Raw genomic sequence first — 17,594 nt, 5'->3', positions numbered from 1 at the left:
CCAAAGACCTAATTTCCCAACTAAACATGTCTCTATTATATTATACCGTTACATCATTAAAAAATGAAATGAAAAAGCCATTCAACCCAATTGAACGGCACACTGTCTTACATCACGGTTGAACTCTTTTCCATCTGCTTGTATGAATTGATGACCTCTTCTGTCTGTTTTGTAAATAAGGTTTGGACTTTTTGCAGTTCCTCCCGTTTCTGTTTGATTTGATCACAAAGCCTATGCCACTCTTCTTTTTTTTCATCCTGCAGCAATTGTTTTTCTGTTTCTAAGCATAGATCGAGTTCTCCCTGTACATTGAGCAGTTGATCCATGAGCTGCATTTGTTCTTTGACAAGCTGATCGAAATCAGACATCTAACTCCTCCCTTTTCATCGAATCCACTTTTTGTCTGTATACCATTTCTTGAAAGAAGGAGGAAATCCTTTGACTGTTTATGTAGAGGTTTTACAGGTTTTGTCGGATGGTGGGGAGAGGCAAAAAGAAAAGCACTTCATTCGTAGATGAAGTGCTTTCCTTTGTTTCAGTGATTAGCTGTTTTGTTGTTTGTTTTGCTCAGCTTTTTGGTTGTATTTTTTTACTTGCTGTACGTCAGTCTCGCTAGCAAATTCAGTACCAAATTGACCGCCTTGTGCAGAAGCTTGGTTTTGTTTCTTCACTTGTTGTGCGTTTGTTTTGTTTTGTTGTTGATCCATCATTATCACCTCCACGCACATTAATTTGTGCAGAAGGTGTACATCCTATTCATGATTTTTTTAAACTAGTAAAGAACGTCCGCCATCCACAATAATGGTCTGTCCTCTAATCATGTCTGCCTTGCCTGATACAAGGAACTCCACGCTGTCGACCATGTCTTTAATTTCCACCATTCGGCCAGCTGGTGTATTTTTCTTGGCGTCTTCTAAAAGCTCTTCGCGGTTCGGGAAGTGCTTAAGTGCATCTGTATCGATCGCGCCGCCAGATACGGCATTCACGACGATATTTTTTTGTGACAGCTCCACAGATAGATAACGCGTCAATGCTTCTAATGCTGCTTTTGAGACGCCGACTACTGTGTAATTTTCAAGATAGCGAATAGAGCCTAGTGAGCTAATGCTGACGATGTGTCCGCCCCCGTTTTTCTCCATTAGTTTCGCCGCTTCTTGTCCGCAGAATAATAAAGCTTTCGCATTGATATTCATCGTCCAGTCCCAATGATTTTCTTCAAGGTCCATGATTGGACGCTGAACACCAGATGCCGCATTGTTCACAAATATATCTAAACGGCCAAAGGTTTCGTCGATTTGCTGAAACATATCTTTGATTTTCTCTGGCTGACCTACGTTGGCTTTGACAACCAATGTTTTCACGCCCATCGCTTCAATTTCTTCCGCTGTTTCAAGTGCGGCTTTTTTGCTTCTCGCATAGTTAATGACAATGTCATATCCTTTTTCAGCTAGGCGAAGGGCTACTTCTTTCCCTACTCCTCTACTGCTGCCTGTAATTAATGCACATTTACGTTGACTCATTATGGTTCATCTCCTGATTTGAATAGTTTTCGTTCATTCGCTTCACACTAATAGGAAAATTCCTATTAGGAGGTTTCATTCATGTATGTCGGACGCGATTTAAGCCAGCTTGGCATGATGTCCAAGGATCAATGGAAAGATACTGAGCTTGCTTTCTTTCATCATGCTTTCCAACAAATTTTACCTTATTTGAACGAAGAAGGGCAATCTAAGTATCGAGAAATCATTTCTGAAATTGAAGACCGCGGGGGTCTGCACAGAAATGAAGCCGATTATACTCATGGTACAACGGTTAAATACGACTAGGCTCTTCAAGTGCCATCTTCCAGATTTTTTGGTGTGAGACTGGCAAAGCATATGCCTCAAATTCCTCTGTTGTGACTTTTTTCAGCATCGTGTCATCAGATACAGAGGTAACTCGTCCAAAGAAAACAGAAATATTCCAGATGAGGTGGGTAAATACGTGCTGAATGGTGCCTTCTAAATCACTAAGCTCCGCTTGTACACCTGCCTCCTCTTTTAAGAAATCAATTAACTGCTCTTTTTCCGTTTTTCTTCCCTTCATGGTTTCCATGTTAGGGAATTCCCATAAATTCGCAAGAAGGCCTGTACTTGGCCGTTTATGAATATATAGGTTGCCTGCATCATCAAATAACACCGCTGCTGCCATTGATTTTGCAGTCGGCTTTTTCTTTTTGCTTTTCACTGGGAGCTCATGCTGAACGCCTTCCTCTAGTGCCGAGCAATGCATGTTCACAGGGCAAATGAGGCAGGCAGGGGATGTTGGGGTGCAAATGAGCGCACCAAGCTCCATTAGCCCTTGATTGAATTCTGAAGGCTTTTCCCGGGAAATGAGCTGATCGACCGCAAACTCGAAAATATTTCTCGTTTTTGGTTTTGCTATATCATCCCATACAGACAAAATACGGGAAATGACCCTCATGACGTTGCCGTCTACCGCAGGGTACGGCTTGTTATAGGCGATACTCAGCACTGCACCGCTCGTATACGGACCTACACCTTTAAGCTTTGAAAACTGCTCTTTCGAATCAGGGACAACGCCCCCGTAGGATTCATATACTTCTTTCACAGCTGCCTGTAAATTACGCACTCTTGAGTAGTAGCCAAGACCTTCCCATGCTTTCATGACCTTTTCTTCATCAGCTAAAGCAAGATCTTTCACCGTGGGGAATTGCTCCATAAACCGGTTGAAGTACGGAATGACCGTATCCACCCTCGTTTGCTGGAGCATTACTTCTGATACCCATACGCGGTATGGATCTTGATTTTCACGCCATGGCAGTGTCCGTTGTTCTTTTTCATACCAATCAATTAAATCATGCTGAAATCCCGCAATATCTTTGCGGTCCAGCTTTTCTTGAATGTCTTTCATATCTATACTCCTTCTCATTGAACCGAGGGCTAACGTTCTGAAAAGAACCTTATTTGTTGTATACTGTTTGTAGATACGTTAACATGTTACATTAAATCAAGACAAAGCAAAAGTGCTTTTGCACATAGTCTTGAAAGAAGGCGTATACTTTGTATGATTGTTCCTAAGCATGACAACTAGGAGGTAATCAATTGGATACTGGTACTCATGTAGTAATGGGCATTTCTCTTGGGGGACTTGCACTTTTAGATCCAGCCGTCAGCGCAGATCCACACATGGCACACGCCGTGATGATCGCGACCATCGCCGGCTCCCAAGCACCAGACATTGATACTGTGCTAAAACTAAAAAATAATGCGGTTTATATAAGAAATCACCGAGGATTTACACATTCCATTCCTGCTGTACTGTTTTGGTCATTGCTGATTCCGGCTGTGATTTTCCCATTTGTGCCGGGGGCAGATTTACTTCACCTTTGGTTATGGACACTATTAGCCGTTGTGCTCCATGTGTTTGTGGATATATTCAATGCATACGGCACGCAGGCCATTCGTCCATTTTCAAAGAAATGGGTAGCGCTTGGGATCATTAACACGTTTGATCCTTTCATCTTTTTTACACACCTTGTCGCCATTGTCGTTTGGGCCATTGGCGGACATCCCGGCTATACGTTCATTACGCTGTACGCCGTGATTTTCTGTTACTATATCGTCAGGGTGATCATGCAGCTTCAGATTAAACATCAGCTGCGTGCACAATTCGATGAAATTGAAGAGATTATTATTTCGCCTACAATGAAGTTCAGACAATGGCGCATTGCCGTGAAATGTAAATCCTCTTTCCATGTTGGGCGCAGCATGAATGGAGAAATCGTCATTTTAGACACCTTTAACCGCGTGCCGGTCCCTGATACTGAAATTATGAAAATTGCCAAACAAGACGAAAACATTTCAGCCTTTCTCTCCTTCTCCCCTGTCTACCGGTGGGAAGTGGATAAATACAAGGATCATTACGAGGTACGGTTCATTGATTTGCGCTACCGCAGCAAAGGTCACTACCCTTTTGTCGCGATCTGCCATATCGACATGGACCACCAAATCAAAAATTCCTATACCGGCTGGATTTTCAGTGAAGAAAAACTGCAAAAAAAATTAAGACTCGGCTCTGTGTGAGCGAGTCTTTTTTTGTTGTGTAGGGCTTGGATTTAGGGGAAAGTACATTATTTTGATTATTCATTTGTGTAGATTTTGAACTGGATAGGTATTTGACTTTATATAATTTGAAGAAATTGTGATCTATGCACTCATGGAGAGTGCGATTGATGACGTTGCGTAATTCGGTTGAAGATATGATATTTCAATCCACGCACTCATGTAGAGTGCGACAGAAGGATGTGTTAACCATGTTCCAATTACTTATATTTCAATCCACGTACTCATGGAGAGTGCGACGAGTAAGACATACACAAGTGATTATACACGGTATATTTCAATCCACACACTCATGTAGAGTGCGACATTATAATGATCGAAGATACACCAGAGAGTCACGTATTTCAATCCACACACTCATGTAGAGTGCGACTGCGATTTCCGCCCTAATTATAACATTTTTTAGGGAATGATCGTCAAAACCCTTAAGTTTCTATATAGAACTTTGTTTTCACTCTTAAAAAATAGATTTTTTCTCATTTTTGTCGAATGAATAGGTGCGAATGTTCCAGAGATTTTATGTTCACCTCTCATTCGCACCGAATTTTTCTAGTCTGAAATCTATTTGAATCTTGATAATCATATTTATTATTTCAGCAACAACTTTGAATTTAATTAAATACATTACTACTGAGAGGCTGAGTTATGTTTTTCGTAATTATTAATCCACGCACTCACATAGAGTGCGACTAGAGATTACAAAGAAATATGGGCTTACAGTCGTATTTCAATTCACGCACTCATGTAGAGTGCGACTAAATTTATTACTCATGTGGGAATTTATAAAGGAATTTCAATCCACATACTCATATAGAGTGCGACATCCAACAATATTATTGCCAACTCTCCAGTCCAAAGACTCAGCAGTGGTTTGAAGACGACAAAATATTTCAATCCACGCATTCATGTAGAGTGCGACCATAGACCATTATTTATCACAGCCGTTAACAAAAATTTCAATCCACGTACTCATATAGAGTGCGACAAGTCAAGGCACTATTAGACATTATGTTTGACTTATTTCAATCCACGCACTCATATAGAGTGCGACTGCGATTTTCGCCCTAATTATAACATTTTTTAGGAAATTATCGTCAAAACCCACAAGTTTCTATATAGAATTTTGTTTTCACCCTTAAAAAATATACATTTTTTCTCATTTTTGTCGAATGAATAGGTGCGAATGTTCCAAGGATTTTATGTTCACCTCACATTCGCACCGACTTTTTCTTAGTATGAAATCTATTGAAACTTGTTAATCATACTTCTTTATATTTCAGCAACAATTGAATTCAATTAGATTCATGACTACTGAGGCAGGAGGCAGAGTTATGTTTTCGCAATTATTAATCCATCCACTCATGTAGAGTGCGACGCGCAAAGCTTTCTTGACGACATGCTGGCCTTTGCATTTCAATCCACTCACTCATATAGAGTGCGACTGGGATGTAGATCCAAAAGAGGCTGTTAAGGGACATTTCAATCCACGCACTCATATAGAGTACGACGAAAGCGCAGGAAATAGAAGTCACCAAACAATATATTATTTCAATCCACGCACTCATGTAGAGTGCGACTGCGATTTTCGCCCTAATTATAACATTTTTTAGGGAATGATCGTCAAAACCCTTAAGTTTCTATATAGGAATTAAGTTTTCACACTTGAAAAATATACATTTTTTCTCATTTTTGTCGAATGAAACGGTGCGAATGTTCCAAGGATTTTATGTTCACCTCACATTCGCACCAAGTTTCATGAAATGTCGTCGTCCATTTTAAGTCTTCCATAACCTGCATTTGTTTTAGCGCCGATTCCTTCGTGTTCTAAAGCGCCTAGTAAGATGGTTTTGGCGAGTTCGAGCCATTCCGCTTCTTCTGGTAGATTCTTTTTTGTTTTCAATAGAAGTTGAAAGCGGCCGTTGACCACCGTTAAGAAATGAATCGGTGTTGGTGAGTCATCATCTCGAGGGGCTGGAACACTTCCCCCTTTGTTCATCTTGTCTAGCTTGACGCTGTTATAGTCTGAATGATGTGGTGTCATCACATCCACTTTGAATGCTTTTCCTACCGTCTCAGGCATCATGAGCGCATCATGAAATTCGATGATGCCAGCACGTTCGTTTGTTCCAAACAATGTGTTGTAATCACTACCACCTTGTTTTAGTTCTTGGAAGTTTTCACCTAATACAGAGTGGGCATAGTGAGAGGCTACGCCTTTTAAAGCTGTTCCTGGTAAATAAGGAACGCCGTATACTGGGTGTAATAACAATCCAGTTTCAAGTACACCCTCTCCTCCATGTCCAATGACTAACGGCGATATGGATTTGACTAAGCATGTGGGGTTCGTATCGGTATAATATCGTTCCACAAATTTTTCATACAATAAGCGATTTTCCCCCCATTGTTTTCGATGCAGCTCTATCACATTTTCATAAAATGACTGCTTCTTCGAACTGTCCTTTATGATGTTCGACAATGTAGAACCATCAATCTCCCATTTGCTTTTGTTTAAGGTTAATGACAGATTCATTGGATGTCCTCCACATTTTCCGTCCCTTGTTCCACCTTTAAAATTGATTCCGCATATCTTTTTAACCAAACAGATGCACTTAAAGCTTGTCTTGATTTGATTAAGTAATCTCGATTGGAAGCTGACCAACTTTCTTGTAAATCTAAAGTTTCTTTTATATCTTGAACGAATTGTTGATAAGCATTTCCTTTTTTTGATTTTGCTTCAAAAAATGTAATGGTGAGCCTTAATCCATTTGTTAAGATCATTGAGGCGAATCTATGACAGAGTTGTCCATATTGATTTGAGAAATTCTCCTCATTCGTTTTAGCATTCATCACATGTTGATACGCTTTCTCAGCATAATGATGTTGAATGAGTTTCATGATCCTCCCCTCCTGTCATACGCCAGGATACTCTTCCTTTACCTACGTTTGTGTTTCCACCTAATTGAAGATACATCTGTTTTTCTAGTTGATTTAAAAGTTGATGTCTAACAGATAAATCATTGCTTCCATCGACACGATCACACCACATGAGCCCATAAAATATGGCTTCTGCAGGTACATACTCTTCATACCAGAGAGCTCCTTTACTAACTGTTTGGGTTTCATGATCAATTCTAATACGAGGTGTCACTTCAGAATTCATGGTGACAATGTATTGAAAAACGTCATCACTTACAATCACAAATCGTTCTATCCAAAGAGTTTGTGATTGTTTATCCTCGAATAAAAGTTTGGCCATCTGTTCAGCAAAATCGGTTAGTTGTTGAGATTTTTTCGCTGCCCCTTGGAATTCACCTAGGTATAATTCGTCATTCTCTACTAATGTAGAATTCATGGTGACTAGCGTGCTTGATTCTTCTATGAGATCAGGGATATCAAGCGATACGCCTAATGCTTTTGCATCGCGGACTAATCTTTTCAATATGAGTGGACTTGCCACATATCCAAATGTACCGTATCTACTCGCCACAGGGAATGAAAATAACCGGCCATCTGTCATGACGACTGCTCCTGCGCTTCCATCTTGATCTCCTTGTGTACCAAATACTTTTTGTACGAATGTGTCTTGTCCTTTCGCGCGATAATGTTCACGCTGCACGCCTTTGATACTGCTTCCAGGTATAATCGGCCATTCTGTTACTTTTTCTCGTTGTATAGGCATATCAATCACGCCAACTCCTTCACCCGCTCCAATATGAAGGGGGGATAAACAATGTATCCAAAACCAACGGCTTGCTTCCATCATCTCACTCCTCTTATTCATTCGGCTTCCATGTTCCCCAAAGTGCTAACCCGCAGCCATCTTCACGATCAAACGCTTCTTTGCGCCGGTTACGATCAGATACTGATTGAAGCCACATTTTTTCAGCCAGTTCTGCTGGATCTCCTTCTTCTACTGTAAAGAAGTAAACACTACCTGCGGGGACTAAGCGGCGTATTGCTTTTTCACGCCCTTTGTCTTTATTTGCTAAGCTCCATCCAGAGATAGGCTGCCAATGTGGAACTGATGCCCAAACCAATTTGAGTCGTACATTTGTATCAAATAGTGGTTTTGACATAAGCTGTTCATCCAGCCAGCCGGGCTGCCATCCTTTACTGAAATAAGCAGGTGTCGCCAATATCATGCGAACATACGGCTTGTTTTTGAGCGATTCTTTAATAGCATCCGGACATGTCCAATCTTGTTGGTATACATGTGGCCTGTCTTCTATATGAGCCAGTCTCCGTTCACCACCGATCGGATGAATGCCTGAGAAAGGCTTTAATTCTTCTGACTCTTCAGTAGATAACTCTATTCCTGCCTCCAGTTTAAAGTCATCTGGGAATATGAGCGATTCAGTCGAAAAGAGGTGCTTATCTTTTGCTCTTTTACTGCCAGTTTCCACCTCAATTTGTGTTCGTTCCTGACGCTGTAATGCTGGAATAAATGCCGGTGGTGTTTCCTTTTTGAAAGAATGATTTTCCTTCTGCATGTGTTGGTATTCAGTCAAGGCTTCCTTCACCTGACTCTCATCCACTGCGTCTGTCAGCCAGTTCACCATCCACTTTAGTGATACAAAAGCAGGCGGCGATTTCATTTTTTTACGAGCACCAGCTCCAATTGGCGGCCATAATGCCTCACTAAAACGACCTGTTTTTCCTGTACCAAAAAAGCCCTGGCCTTCCGACATCATTGGCTTTGGTCTCACTTGATTCATCCCATACTCATCATCGAATAACTCAAGGTCATGAGGCATTGGCACATATAAATGATCATGCCAGCGATATAAAGGACCTCGCACAAGAGATTTTGAATAATAAGAAAGTGGCGTCGTGTATTTTATTGATTGTCGTTTCTTTGCTAGAGCTGTACGAAGTGTTCCTGCGACCACACTCGGCGGAACATCGTTTAATGAACGCGCCCTTATACCCGGTACACTTTGAAATGGGCGTGCATCACGAATAAGTAACGGATCAAGCGGTTGAATGTGAAACCATCTTTCAGGCATGTCCACTTACCTCCTCTAGTTGAAGAGCAATGATCATACATTCAGCGATTGTATGTAATTCTTCTAATGTATTCTTCTTCGGTATATACTTCTCAATCAATTGATCGATCCACTCTTTCGTTTCTTGCTCTGTTTTTGCTTCCGTTTTCTTTTTGAATGCAAGACGTCTTATCTCTAGTGGAATGAGTTCATCTAAAATTTCCGGCTGTTTTCTAAAAGAAGACTGTTCGTATGTTTGATACAACTCTCGTAAGCCATATGCAAAGCCAGATGTGAAATAAGACTGCTTTAACCACGTCGTCATCTCTTGGATAGAGGCCACTGGATCTATTTGAAATGAGACTGAGATATTCATTGTGTCTCCTCCGCCTCGCTTTTGGAAATGAATCGCTAATGAATTCCGCTCTTGTTTCGCATATTGTTCAGCCTGACGTGCCATGCTTCTTACTTCTTCAAGAGGCTCAAGCATATGAACGATAGCGATGCCAATTGAAATCGAAGGAGGTATTTCACTATGTTGATGAGCCTTCATCGTTGAAACAAATTCTCTTTGTAATTTCCCAGCTGCTTCTAAGCATTGGTGCACCGGTACATAAGCCATGACATCATCTCCACCGCCATAGATCAATGTACCTTCACATTTGGAAATAATCCCACAAGCCTTTGAAGCAAAAGTTGAGAGCGTTTTAGAAAATGCAATATGGCTTTCTACATGCTGTATATTTCGCAGTTGGCTGCCCATCTTATCTCCATCCGCCATGAGAAAGGCATAGTAAGGTGAAGGTGTTGGTGGTTTGATCGGCTGGCCGTGATGCTTGCTGTATTCACCTTTGAAATATTTTTCAAGCAGCTGTGTGATTTCATTTTTCGCTTCTGTTCGTGTGGTCCCGACAAGTCCTCGTTGTTCAAGAAAATCTTCTATTCTTCTTTCATAAAAAAGCGATGCCTCACTCCAATCAATAGGAGCTACTGTTAGATTCATATTCTCAAGATATGTTTCTACATCTTTCACATATTTTATGGCTGCTTGCTTCATCTGTTCATTTTGTTCCAACATGTTTTGATAGGGAGCAAAAGCTTTATCGCATACAGATGGAAATGTCTCGCTCGGATGCTTATGTAAGGACAATCGTTTGATCACTGAAATCGCATCTAATGATTCATGTTCACCAATTCCCCATTTCGCTAGTTGCGCCACTTGCTGTGGTGTTTTTTGCTTTTGGAAAACAGACTCTCGTCCACCATCAAGTGATGATTTTGGTTCACCGAATAACGCCCCTGGTTCATTTTGTTTAAAATCTCTTAAAGTCTTCCGTGCCGCCATTAAACCTTCGACTTCTTGAAGAGCCAAATGATATGGACTTGCAGACGCATTTGCCGCTTCCTCTTGAGTTTGCATCTCAGTCCATACAGCATAAAATTCTATTAAATCATCTACTTGTCGATTCCATGTGCCTATTTGAATATAAGGATCCACAATCTCTCTTACAAAGTCTGCGTATTCCTTCCATTTGTCATATATTGCTTTTTTCACTTGTCTTGCAATGGATGAAGGCTGTTCATGTGAGATTTCCCCCAATATTTTATTTGGTGCGTTGTTTGGTTCTGCAGAGGATTCGTTGAACACAGGGAAAATAAGCGTTCCTCCCAGTTGTTGAAATTTCTTCGCACCTGCTTTACTTAATTCAGAAAGTAGAAAAGAGCCAAACCATAAATCACGCGTCCGCCTTGCTTGCGCAATAAATTCTTGAACAGGCCCTATCGAAAATAGCATTAATGTTTGTTTTTGTGATTCTTCTGACAAAATGTTTGCACCTCCTTGCTATGTAAAAAGGCTTGAATCACCGATGAGTGCGTACGGCCACTCTCGTCTTGTAATGGGTTTTTTGAGTAGGTGGCTGTTGGGTAGATACTTTGTTCATCTGTCACATCGGGCAAAGGCTTTCCGTACCCTAAAAGCGATAAAGCTTCGATCTTTGGTTGCTGCAGCACCATCACCATGCCCACCGATTCCTTTTGATTAATAGCTAACGGTTTTAAGATGAGTGGTGAAGCCAAACGATCCTTTCCTTTAGGTAGAAGCGTTACAGGATCTGGGTCTTTCCCCTTATCTTTAGGAGCAAATCGGAACTGAATAGGCAAACCAAATTGAGCTCTAGGAAATGCTTGATATTCTAATGGTTTCTCTTTTGGATATGGGGTTTCATGACCTGATTTAGCCTTACCTGTTAAAAGACGAATAGTATCTGCTTCCGGCCAACAACTTCTCCCCATTTTTTTATTCGGGTTTGATCTTCTTCGAAATGTTTCATATGTCTGAATGACGGATCGCCAGCTTGAGATCATAGATGATGGAAATGCCTGTACTCTGAATTCACGACTAAGCGTCGGCCATTCTCGACTTGATGCTGGCAATTGGATGTCATATTCTAAAAGCTTTTGCTCAAACCATTTTTCAAATTGGCTTTTTGTCCTCTTGTTGTATGGTGAAAATTGCTTGCAATATAAACTGCCACACCCACGTCTCGTTCTTGACCCAAGTCCACCGAAGTTGATCCAAGCCCACAAGGCAGCTTCAACTTCTTTTTTGATTAACTCAAAATCGGTTGTTTTTTTAGATAACCGGATATTTAAAGAAAATTGCGCCTTCATGAGGTATGGTGTTTTATCTTTCATATTTGAAAGAACATACCGTGGAAAAGGATGATTTTTCTTTTTAAAAAATACTTTTGAATTTCTTTTCACTTCGTCTTTTTCATAATGCGTTACCACTTGAATCTGGCTCGCTTGTTCTGTATGACCAAATATCTCTGCTTCTCGTTTAGATAATTCATTTGCATTTTTGCAAACAGCTCCTCGAGTTGCACGCCACCAGAAACGAAGATGTCCACGAATTGCACTTTCTCGAATCGGTCTGTCTTGATCAATTGAGTTTGATTGGGGCCCTCCGCCAAACATTGGCGTAACCAAATGAATAGTAAGCGGCTCTTTAAAAAGTTTTTGGTCTTCATGAATTTTCGTGTCGATCGCATGTTTCACATCATGCCAATTCGTTTTGGGTTTTCTAGATTCCCTTGTCATGTCGCTCTCCTTTCTTCACTTTGTTATATGTTTCTGAAACAGCTTGGCATATGCATAGTGAGGAAAAAACATGGGATTGTTAATGAGCATCAGCAATTGATTTAATTGGAAGTTCAGCGTCAACAGATCGTATCCATCAATACGTAAATCGCTGAGTTTGTTTTCATCTAGAAATTTTTCTTCTTCCTTAGATCGTTTTTCTTGATTGAAACAATTTAATTCGTTTGACCACCATCTTAGATGTTCATGTTCATTAGGTACTTTCAATTGAAATTCATTGCTTTTTTTCATGAGCATGAAATCAAAGGACGCCGCTAATTTAGCTGCTTTACTTGAAATTGTTTGGTCTCCTTCTCTTTTAAAGTTACTTGCTAAAATGAGCAAAGGACGCGTCCTCTTTTGTGTGTTACTTTCACTTGTAAAGTAACCTGTAGCCATTCTAGCAATTCCTGTTGTTTTTGGTGTTAACTGTTTTATTTTTTCAGACCATTCTTCTAAACCTTTTTCTTTCAAATTTGAACTTTTACATTCTATAGCAACCGCAACCGCCTCAATCGGTATAAATTTCAACGAATTGTGTTGGAACACATACGGCGTATACTGCTCATCAAATACGGCAATATCGACTTCGTTAGAATGATTTCCTTCTGAGTCAATAATGATGACACCTTGTGCTAATGAATATTTTTTAGGAATGATTTTCCGAAAAAACTCCAACCACATCACTTCTCTAGAATCTCCTGTCAGCCCGCCATGATTAGAAGCAAAGTCGACTTCTTCGGATATCATGCTGTTTAATCTTTGATAATTCTCTAAGATCAGCTGCTCCACTTTACCGGTTTGCTTCGTTTCACCCAAACCAATTCCTCCTTCATCATTCATTACGAATGGATAAAATTTGAATCTAAATGACTACTTTTCATTTCGACTTATTTTGAGATTTTTTAAGGTTTATTTAGGAAAAAGAAGAAGAAAAAAACATGACTGCAAAAAGTCATGTTTTCACTATACAAATGAACAGTCTATTTTGATGGCTTTTGTATCTGAAAGAGGGTGTTGTAAGAAGATGATCTTTAAGGTAGTCATAACCGTTTAAGAGCATATTTCATTCCACAAACTCATGTAGAGTGCGACGCCAGCGGAATATCTAAACGTGCCGCAGCCGACAATTTCAATCCACGCACTCATGTAGAGTGCGACTGCGATTTCCGCCCTAATTGTAACATTTTTTAGGGAATGATAGGCTAAATCCTCAAATTTCGATATAGAATTTTGATTTCCCCTTCATAAAATATACATTTTTTCTCATTTTTGTCGAATAAAAAGGTGCGAATGCCTCGGGGATTTTATGTTCACCTCACATTCGCACCAAGTTTTTAATTCATTGACTTTATTAACTAAAATGACTACTCTTCTCCCAATCTTTGAGGAAAAGTAAATTTTAATCAGTATAGTTACTCCACTAATTATTTCCGATCAAACATACATGCTTTAACTTTAACTATGTTTTCTCTTACCTAAAATCAAGAATGGCTAAGCACTCATGTAGAGTGCGACCGAAGAACACTACAAAAAATACCCAACACCACAGAATTTCAATCCACGCACTCATATAGAGTGCGACCATACTAGAGTATTTCACTCCTGAAGAAATTGTTATTTCAATCCACGCACCCATATAGAGTGCGACTGCGATTTCCGCCCTAATTATAACATTTTTTAGGAAATTATAGTAAAAATCCACAAATTTTAATATAGGATTTTGTTTTCTCCTTCATAAATTATACATTTTTTCTCATTTTTGTCGAATGAAAAGGTGCGAATGTCCCGGGGGTTTTATGTTCACCTCACATTCGCACCAAATTTTTCTTAATCCTATTTAATTAAAAACTATTGCTTAAAGGTAGTTATCTCGTTATTTCATCAACAGCTTTGAATTCATTTAAAAACATGACTACTGTCAACATTTTTTTCAATCTACCTCAATCCATACACTCATGTAAAGTGCGACACATAGAAGCACCTGAGCATGGTCAAACAATCATTATTTAAATTCACGCACTCATTCATATAGAGTGCGATGCTCAAGTGACGACTGAAGAGGAGTGAGCGAAGCATTTCAATTCACACACTCATGTAGAGTGCGACTGTTACTGCAGTATTCCATGTTGAAAAAATGGGTAATTTCAATCCACGCACTTATGTAGAGTGCGACCACGAACAATCGGTAAAGGTAGCGTCAAATGGGAATTTCAATCCACGCACTCATATAGTGTGCGACTTTTTGGGCATGTAAAACAGGTCACAAATGCTTTATTTCAATCCACGCACTCATGTAGAGTCCGACTGCGATTTCCGACCTAATTGTATCATTTTTTAGGGAATGATTGTAAAAATCCACAAATTCCAATATAGGATTTTGTTTTCTCCTTCACAAAATATACATTTTTTCTCATTTTTGTCGAATAAAAAGGTGCGAATGTCCCGGGGATTTTATGTTCACCTCATATTCGCACCATCAGTTCCTCTTACAACTTCGTCATATATTCCACAATAAACTCCCAAAAGCCAGGTCCTTCTTGGTAAATCAGCCAGTCTACTTTTTCGATGAGTTTGATATAGAGTTCTTGTTCGAGGTCTTCTCTTTCTTGATATGCCGTGTTTTGTAGTTTCTTTTTGATCATGGGTGTGAAGGTTTCAATGAGTTCTTCCATTTCTCCATTGGTCATTTTGTCTTCGTGCACGGACTTCTCCCCCTGTTTCTTCTTTTAGTTTGTTGAGTGCTTTTTTGTGTATGTTTGAGATGTTTTGTCTCGTTTCGCCTAGCCGGTCGGCTATTTCTTTCATTGTTTGACCTTCAACATAAATATGGGTTAAGACCATTTTTTGTTTGTCTGTGAGCTGCTGGTAGGCCTTGTACAATGTTTGGTCTTGCAGGTGCTCCCCCAAGTCTTGCTGGTTGAAGAGCACGGCTTCATACGTATCTGTTTGAACAGGATCTTTCACTTCTTGATGATCAGGATGATCGAGTATGAGCGGAAAACGCTGCTGCTTTTTTTTGACTCGTTTATCAAAGTCGACTGAAAAGATGCGGATCATTGTGGAAATATACTTGATGATGCGGATTTTCTGATAAAACTGCTTGAACTCGGAATCTAGTTTTTTCGCATTTTCTTCGTTTGGCTCTTCCATGACTTGCCGGAGCAGCTGCTGGTTTTTAGGGTTGCTTAAAAATTGCTGAATGAGCGGGTGATCAACGATTTCCTTCCATTTTGCTTTCAATAACAGCCGATAATCCATGTGCATCCTCCCCTTTGTTCTCTCTACTTGCATTAAGTGGACAAAAGTTAAAAAAAGTAAACTTTGTGAAACGGGTCTAATGGTTCATTTTCTCCTCCTCTGCTTTCCTTTTTCTTCTTTCAGACCACCTATATAGAAGACGAGCATCCGCTGGGAGGTGAGACAAATGGAGACCTTTTTTTCGGAGGAGTGGCTGAAGCAGCTCGGTCAGGCTGGCTTCCCTGCCATTTTGACGATTTACTTGCTGACACGCTTTGAACGAAAGTTTGATGAATTAAGCAAGCTCATCCAACGATTGGTCGCTGTTCAAAAAAATGATGAATCAGATTGACATCTTCTTGATTCGTTTCACCTTATGAAAACGAGGGCGAAATGAAAGGCCTTTTGTCACCTCACACAATACGATGTTGAAAGGGGATTTTATCATGAGTGAAAAGCAAAATGGTGTACCGCAGCCGATTCGAGGAGAAAAAGGCGCAACGGTCAAAATTCCACGTAATCTCGAGCGGGACAGACAAAATCCAGATATGCTCACGCCGCCTGAAACCGATCATGGAACGGTCTCCAACATGAAATATTCTTTTTCTGATACACACAATCGTTTAGAAAAAGGCGGCTACGCCCGCGAGGTAACGGTACGTGAACTGCCGATCTCTAAAAGTCTTGCCTCTGTTAATATGCGGCTAAAGCCTGGTGCGATTCGTGAACTGCACTGGCATAAGGAAGCGGAATGGGCGTACATGATTTATGGGGAAGCCCGGATTACATCGGTTGATGCAGAGGGGCGCAATTTTACAGAGGATGTGACTGAGGGTGATTTGTGGTACTTCCCTTCTGGCTTGCCGCACTCTATTCAAGCACTTGAGCCGGGAGCTGAATTCTTGCTTGTGTTTGATGATGGGTCATTCTCAGAAAATAGTACGTTCCAAGTAACGGATTGGCTTGCCCATACGCCAGAGGAAGTCGTGCTCAAGAACTTCGGTATGACAAAGGAGCAGTTTGACAAGCTGCCAGAGAAAGAAAAGTATATTTTCCAAAAAGGAATTCCTGGTTCCCTTGAATGTGACAAGGTGAAAACAGAGCAAGGAGAGGTCCCGAATTCCTTTAAATATGAGCTGTTAAAACAAGAGCCGATTACGTCAAGCGGTGGACAAGTGTGGATTGCGGATTCTACCAATTTTAAAGCATCTAAAACAATTGCCTCTGCTCTTGTGAAAGTCGATCCAGGCGCCATTCGTGAGCTGCACTGGCATCCAAATACGGATGAATGGCAATATTTCATTTCTGGAAAGGCACGAATGACCGTATTTGCTTCTGATGGACATGCGAGAACCTTCAACTATCAGGCGGGAGACGTTGGATATGTGCCATTTGCAATGGGGCATTATGTAGAGAATACAGGCGACGAACCGCTTTATTTCTTAGAAATCTTTAAGAGCGACCATTATGCAGACATTTCACTCAATCAGTGGCTTGCGGTCACACCGAAACAGCTTGTTCTTGATCATTTAGATCAAGGTGAAGATTTCTTAAAACTGCTTGATACAGAAAAACATCCTGTCATCGCTGCCCCTAAAAAAGAGGATTAACGTATGACTTCCTGCAAAAAGGCTGTCCTTTTTGCAGGTATCTTCATGTAAAGGAGTGTTTGATCACCTATGCAGCAATCTGTTCACGCTTTATGGCAAGGGCTGAAATGGCTCATGGCAGCGTCGGCTGTCTGTTACATATTTTTGTTGTTTTGTGTGCTGTTCTTTCATTTGACGGGTGCTTTTTATCAATCGATTTTATCATTGCTACTGTTTATGGGCATCTATGTTGTACTCGGGATCTCTTTTGAACATCTGGAACATGTGCTCATGCAGTTTGTTCGAAAGTGCCGGTCTAGAAAACGATCCATCGTTTTCTATGCCATTATATTTCACCTTTTGTTTATTTGGGGTGCTGTTTATTTATCAGACGAATTGGTTGACGGCATTTGGCTGTCTACTTCTGAGGAAATTCTCTTTGCCATGAGTCTTTGGTTGTTTCATTTTTTGTTTGATTATGCGACGTTTCCGTTTGAGAAAGAAGCTTCATGACT

At 40.4% G+C, this 17,594-nt stretch carries 17 protein-coding genes and 1 pseudogene; 5 read left to right on the top strand and 13 right to left on the bottom strand.

Translation table 11 applies throughout. The annotated features are described in order from the left end of the window. Positions 1-107: 107 nt before the first annotated feature. The 3 genes and pseudogenes from MKZ03_RS04090 to fabL all read right to left on the bottom strand — a co-directional run bounded on the left by MKZ03_RS04090 (position 108) and on the right by fabL (position 1,520). Complete coding sequence (locus tag MKZ03_RS04090) at positions 108-368, bottom strand: YgaB family protein (protein ID WP_106072578.1); 261 nt, start codon at positions 366-368, stop codon at positions 108-110. 174 nt (positions 369-542) lie between these two features. Beyond that, positions 543-692: pseudogene (locus tag MKZ03_RS04085) on the bottom strand (gamma-type small acid-soluble spore protein); the annotation flags it as partial. Between the two features lie 75 nt (positions 693-767). Then, positions 768-1,520, bottom strand: a complete 753-nt coding sequence (gene fabL, locus MKZ03_RS04080; protein WP_003217873.1) for an enoyl-[acyl-carrier-protein] reductase FabL — start codon at positions 1,518-1,520, stop codon at positions 768-770. An 81-nt stretch (positions 1,521-1,601) separates the two neighbouring features. Here fabL and MKZ03_RS04075 point away from each other — a divergent pair, with 81 nt between their 5' ends. Next, positions 1,602-1,826: a hypothetical protein gene (locus MKZ03_RS04075; RefSeq protein ID WP_060595815.1), complete on the top strand. Its 225-nt coding sequence runs from the start codon at positions 1,602-1,604 to the stop codon at positions 1,824-1,826. On the opposite strand, the gene mutY is transcribed toward MKZ03_RS04075, so the two are convergent. Next, the gene (mutY, locus tag MKZ03_RS04070; RefSeq protein WP_338712373.1) at positions 1,813-2,913 is read right to left on the bottom strand and encodes an A/G-specific adenine glycosylase; all 1,101 of its coding nucleotides are present in this window, start codon (positions 2,911-2,913) and stop codon (positions 1,813-1,815) included. The two genes, MKZ03_RS04075 and mutY, sit on opposite strands and share 14 nt — an antisense overlap. Positions 2,914-3,104: 191 nt before the next feature. Here mutY and MKZ03_RS04065 point away from each other — a divergent pair, with 191 nt between their 5' ends. Next, positions 3,105-4,085, top strand: coding sequence for a metal-dependent hydrolase (locus tag MKZ03_RS04065; protein ID WP_060595813.1), 981 nt, complete (start codon positions 3,105-3,107; stop codon positions 4,083-4,085). Positions 4,086-5,877: 1,792 nt separating this feature from the next. Here the strand turns inward: MKZ03_RS04065 and cmr6 are convergent. The 9 genes from cmr6 to MKZ03_RS04020 all read right to left on the bottom strand — a co-directional run bounded on the left by cmr6 (position 5,878) and on the right by MKZ03_RS04020 (position 15,511). Further along, entirely contained in the window at positions 5,878-6,654 is a 777-nt protein-coding gene (cmr6, locus tag MKZ03_RS04060; protein ID WP_341031036.1) for a type III-B CRISPR module RAMP protein Cmr6, read from the bottom strand. Next, entirely contained in the window at positions 6,651-7,019 is a 369-nt protein-coding gene (gene cmr5 / locus MKZ03_RS04055; protein ID WP_341031033.1) for a type III-B CRISPR module-associated protein Cmr5, read from the bottom strand. Before cmr5 ends, cmr6 begins: the two co-directional genes overlap by 4 nt. Further along, positions 6,991-7,884 carry a type III-B CRISPR module RAMP protein Cmr4 gene (gene cmr4, locus MKZ03_RS04050; protein ID WP_341031031.1) on the bottom strand — a complete coding sequence of 298 codons (894 nt, stop codon included), beginning with the start codon at positions 7,882-7,884 and terminating at the stop codon, positions 6,991-6,993. Before cmr4 ends, cmr5 begins: the two co-directional genes overlap by 29 nt. Positions 7,885-7,897: 13 nt before the next feature. Then, entirely contained in the window at positions 7,898-9,130 is a 1,233-nt protein-coding gene (gene cmr3 / locus MKZ03_RS04045; protein ID WP_341031029.1) for a type III-B CRISPR module-associated protein Cmr3, read from the bottom strand. Continuing rightward, complete coding sequence (gene cas10, locus MKZ03_RS04040) at positions 9,123-10,934, bottom strand: type III-B CRISPR-associated protein Cas10/Cmr2 (protein ID WP_341031027.1); 1,812 nt, start codon at positions 10,932-10,934, stop codon at positions 9,123-9,125. Before cas10 ends, cmr3 begins: the two co-directional genes overlap by 8 nt. Then, the gene (cmr1, locus tag MKZ03_RS04035) at positions 10,904-12,211 is read right to left on the bottom strand and encodes a type III-B CRISPR module RAMP protein Cmr1 (RefSeq protein ID WP_341031025.1); all 1,308 of its coding nucleotides are present in this window, start codon (positions 12,209-12,211) and stop codon (positions 10,904-10,906) included. Before cmr1 ends, cas10 begins: the two co-directional genes overlap by 31 nt. Positions 12,212-12,226: 15 nt before the next feature. After that, complete coding sequence (locus tag MKZ03_RS04030; protein WP_341031023.1) at positions 12,227-13,069, bottom strand: DUF6602 domain-containing protein; 843 nt, start codon at positions 13,067-13,069, stop codon at positions 12,227-12,229. Positions 13,070-14,739: 1,670 nt separating this feature from the next. Further along, complete coding sequence (gene rsoA / locus MKZ03_RS04025; protein WP_017366878.1) at positions 14,740-14,940, bottom strand: sigma-O factor regulator RsoA; 201 nt, start codon at positions 14,938-14,940, stop codon at positions 14,740-14,742. Continuing rightward, positions 14,909-15,511, bottom strand: coding sequence for a sigma-70 family RNA polymerase sigma factor (locus MKZ03_RS04020; RefSeq protein ID WP_341031021.1), 603 nt, complete (start codon positions 15,509-15,511; stop codon positions 14,909-14,911). The genes rsoA and MKZ03_RS04020 overlap by 32 nt, the downstream gene beginning before the upstream one ends. Positions 15,512-15,677: 166 nt before the next feature. Here MKZ03_RS04020 and MKZ03_RS04015 point away from each other — a divergent pair, with 166 nt between their 5' ends. The 3 genes from MKZ03_RS04015 (at position 15,678) to MKZ03_RS04005 (ending at position 17,592) form a co-directional block, all read left to right on the top strand. Continuing rightward, a complete protein-coding gene (locus MKZ03_RS04015; protein ID WP_073415715.1) occupies positions 15,678-15,842 on the top strand; it encodes a YvrJ family protein in 165 nt (54 codons plus the stop codon). 94 nt (positions 15,843-15,936) lie between these two features. Next, entirely contained in the window at positions 15,937-17,100 is a 1,164-nt protein-coding gene (locus tag MKZ03_RS04010; protein ID WP_106061986.1) for an oxalate decarboxylase family bicupin, read from the top strand. Between the two features lie 69 nt (positions 17,101-17,169). Further along, positions 17,170-17,592: a regulatory YrvL family protein gene (locus MKZ03_RS04005; RefSeq protein ID WP_341031017.1), complete on the top strand. Its 423-nt coding sequence runs from the start codon at positions 17,170-17,172 to the stop codon at positions 17,590-17,592. Positions 17,593-17,594: the final 2 nt, after the last annotated feature.

The sequence above is a fragment of the Bacillus sp. FSL R5-0431 genome, from assembly GCF_038002985.1.
Classification (GTDB): Bacteria; Bacillota; Bacilli; order Bacillales; family Bacillaceae; genus Bacillus.
The sequence above is the reverse complement of the archived record's forward strand: the minus strand, read 5'-3'. Positions and strand labels throughout refer to the sequence as shown.

What these genes read in the sequence shown, in the direction of transcription:
- MKZ03_RS04090 (WP_106072578.1), bottom strand. Translation starts at nt 368, where the DNA reads ATGTCTGATTTCGATCAGCTTGTCAAAGAACAAATGCAGCTCATGGAT.
- fabL (WP_003217873.1), bottom strand. Translation starts at nt 1,520, where the DNA reads ATGAGTCAACGTAAATGTGCATTAATTACAGGCAGCAGTAGAGGAGTA.
- MKZ03_RS04075 (WP_060595815.1), top strand. Translation starts at nt 1,602, where the DNA reads ATGTATGTCGGACGCGATTTAAGCCAGCTTGGCATGATGTCCAAGGAT.
- mutY (WP_338712373.1), bottom strand. Translation starts at nt 2,913, where the DNA reads ATGAAAGACATTCAAGAAAAGCTGGACCGCAAAGATATTGCGGGATTT.
- cmr6 (WP_341031036.1), bottom strand. Translation starts at nt 6,654, where the DNA reads ATGAATCTGTCATTAACCTTAAACAAAAGCAAATGGGAGATTGATGGT.
- cmr5 (WP_341031033.1), bottom strand. Translation starts at nt 7,019, where the DNA reads ATGAAACTCATTCAACATCATTATGCTGAGAAAGCGTATCAACATGTG.
- cmr4 (WP_341031031.1), bottom strand. Translation starts at nt 7,884, where the DNA reads ATGGAAGCAAGCCGTTGGTTTTGGATACATTGTTTATCCCCCCTTCAT.
- cmr3 (WP_341031029.1), bottom strand. Translation starts at nt 9,130, where the DNA reads ATGCCTGAAAGATGGTTTCACATTCAACCGCTTGATCCGTTACTTATT.
- cmr1 (WP_341031025.1), bottom strand. Translation starts at nt 12,211, where the DNA reads ATGACAAGGGAATCTAGAAAACCCAAAACGAATTGGCATGATGTGAAA.
- rsoA (WP_017366878.1), bottom strand. Translation starts at nt 14,940, where the DNA reads ATGACCAATGGAGAAATGGAAGAACTCATTGAAACCTTCACACCCATG.
- MKZ03_RS04020 (WP_341031021.1), bottom strand. Translation starts at nt 15,511, where the DNA reads ATGGATTATCGGCTGTTATTGAAAGCAAAATGGAAGGAAATCGTTGAT.
- MKZ03_RS04015 (WP_073415715.1), top strand. Translation starts at nt 15,678, where the DNA reads ATGGAGACCTTTTTTTCGGAGGAGTGGCTGAAGCAGCTCGGTCAGGCT.
- MKZ03_RS04010 (WP_106061986.1), top strand. Translation starts at nt 15,937, where the DNA reads ATGAGTGAAAAGCAAAATGGTGTACCGCAGCCGATTCGAGGAGAAAAA.
- MKZ03_RS04005 (WP_341031017.1), top strand. Translation starts at nt 17,170, where the DNA reads ATGCAGCAATCTGTTCACGCTTTATGGCAAGGGCTGAAATGGCTCATG.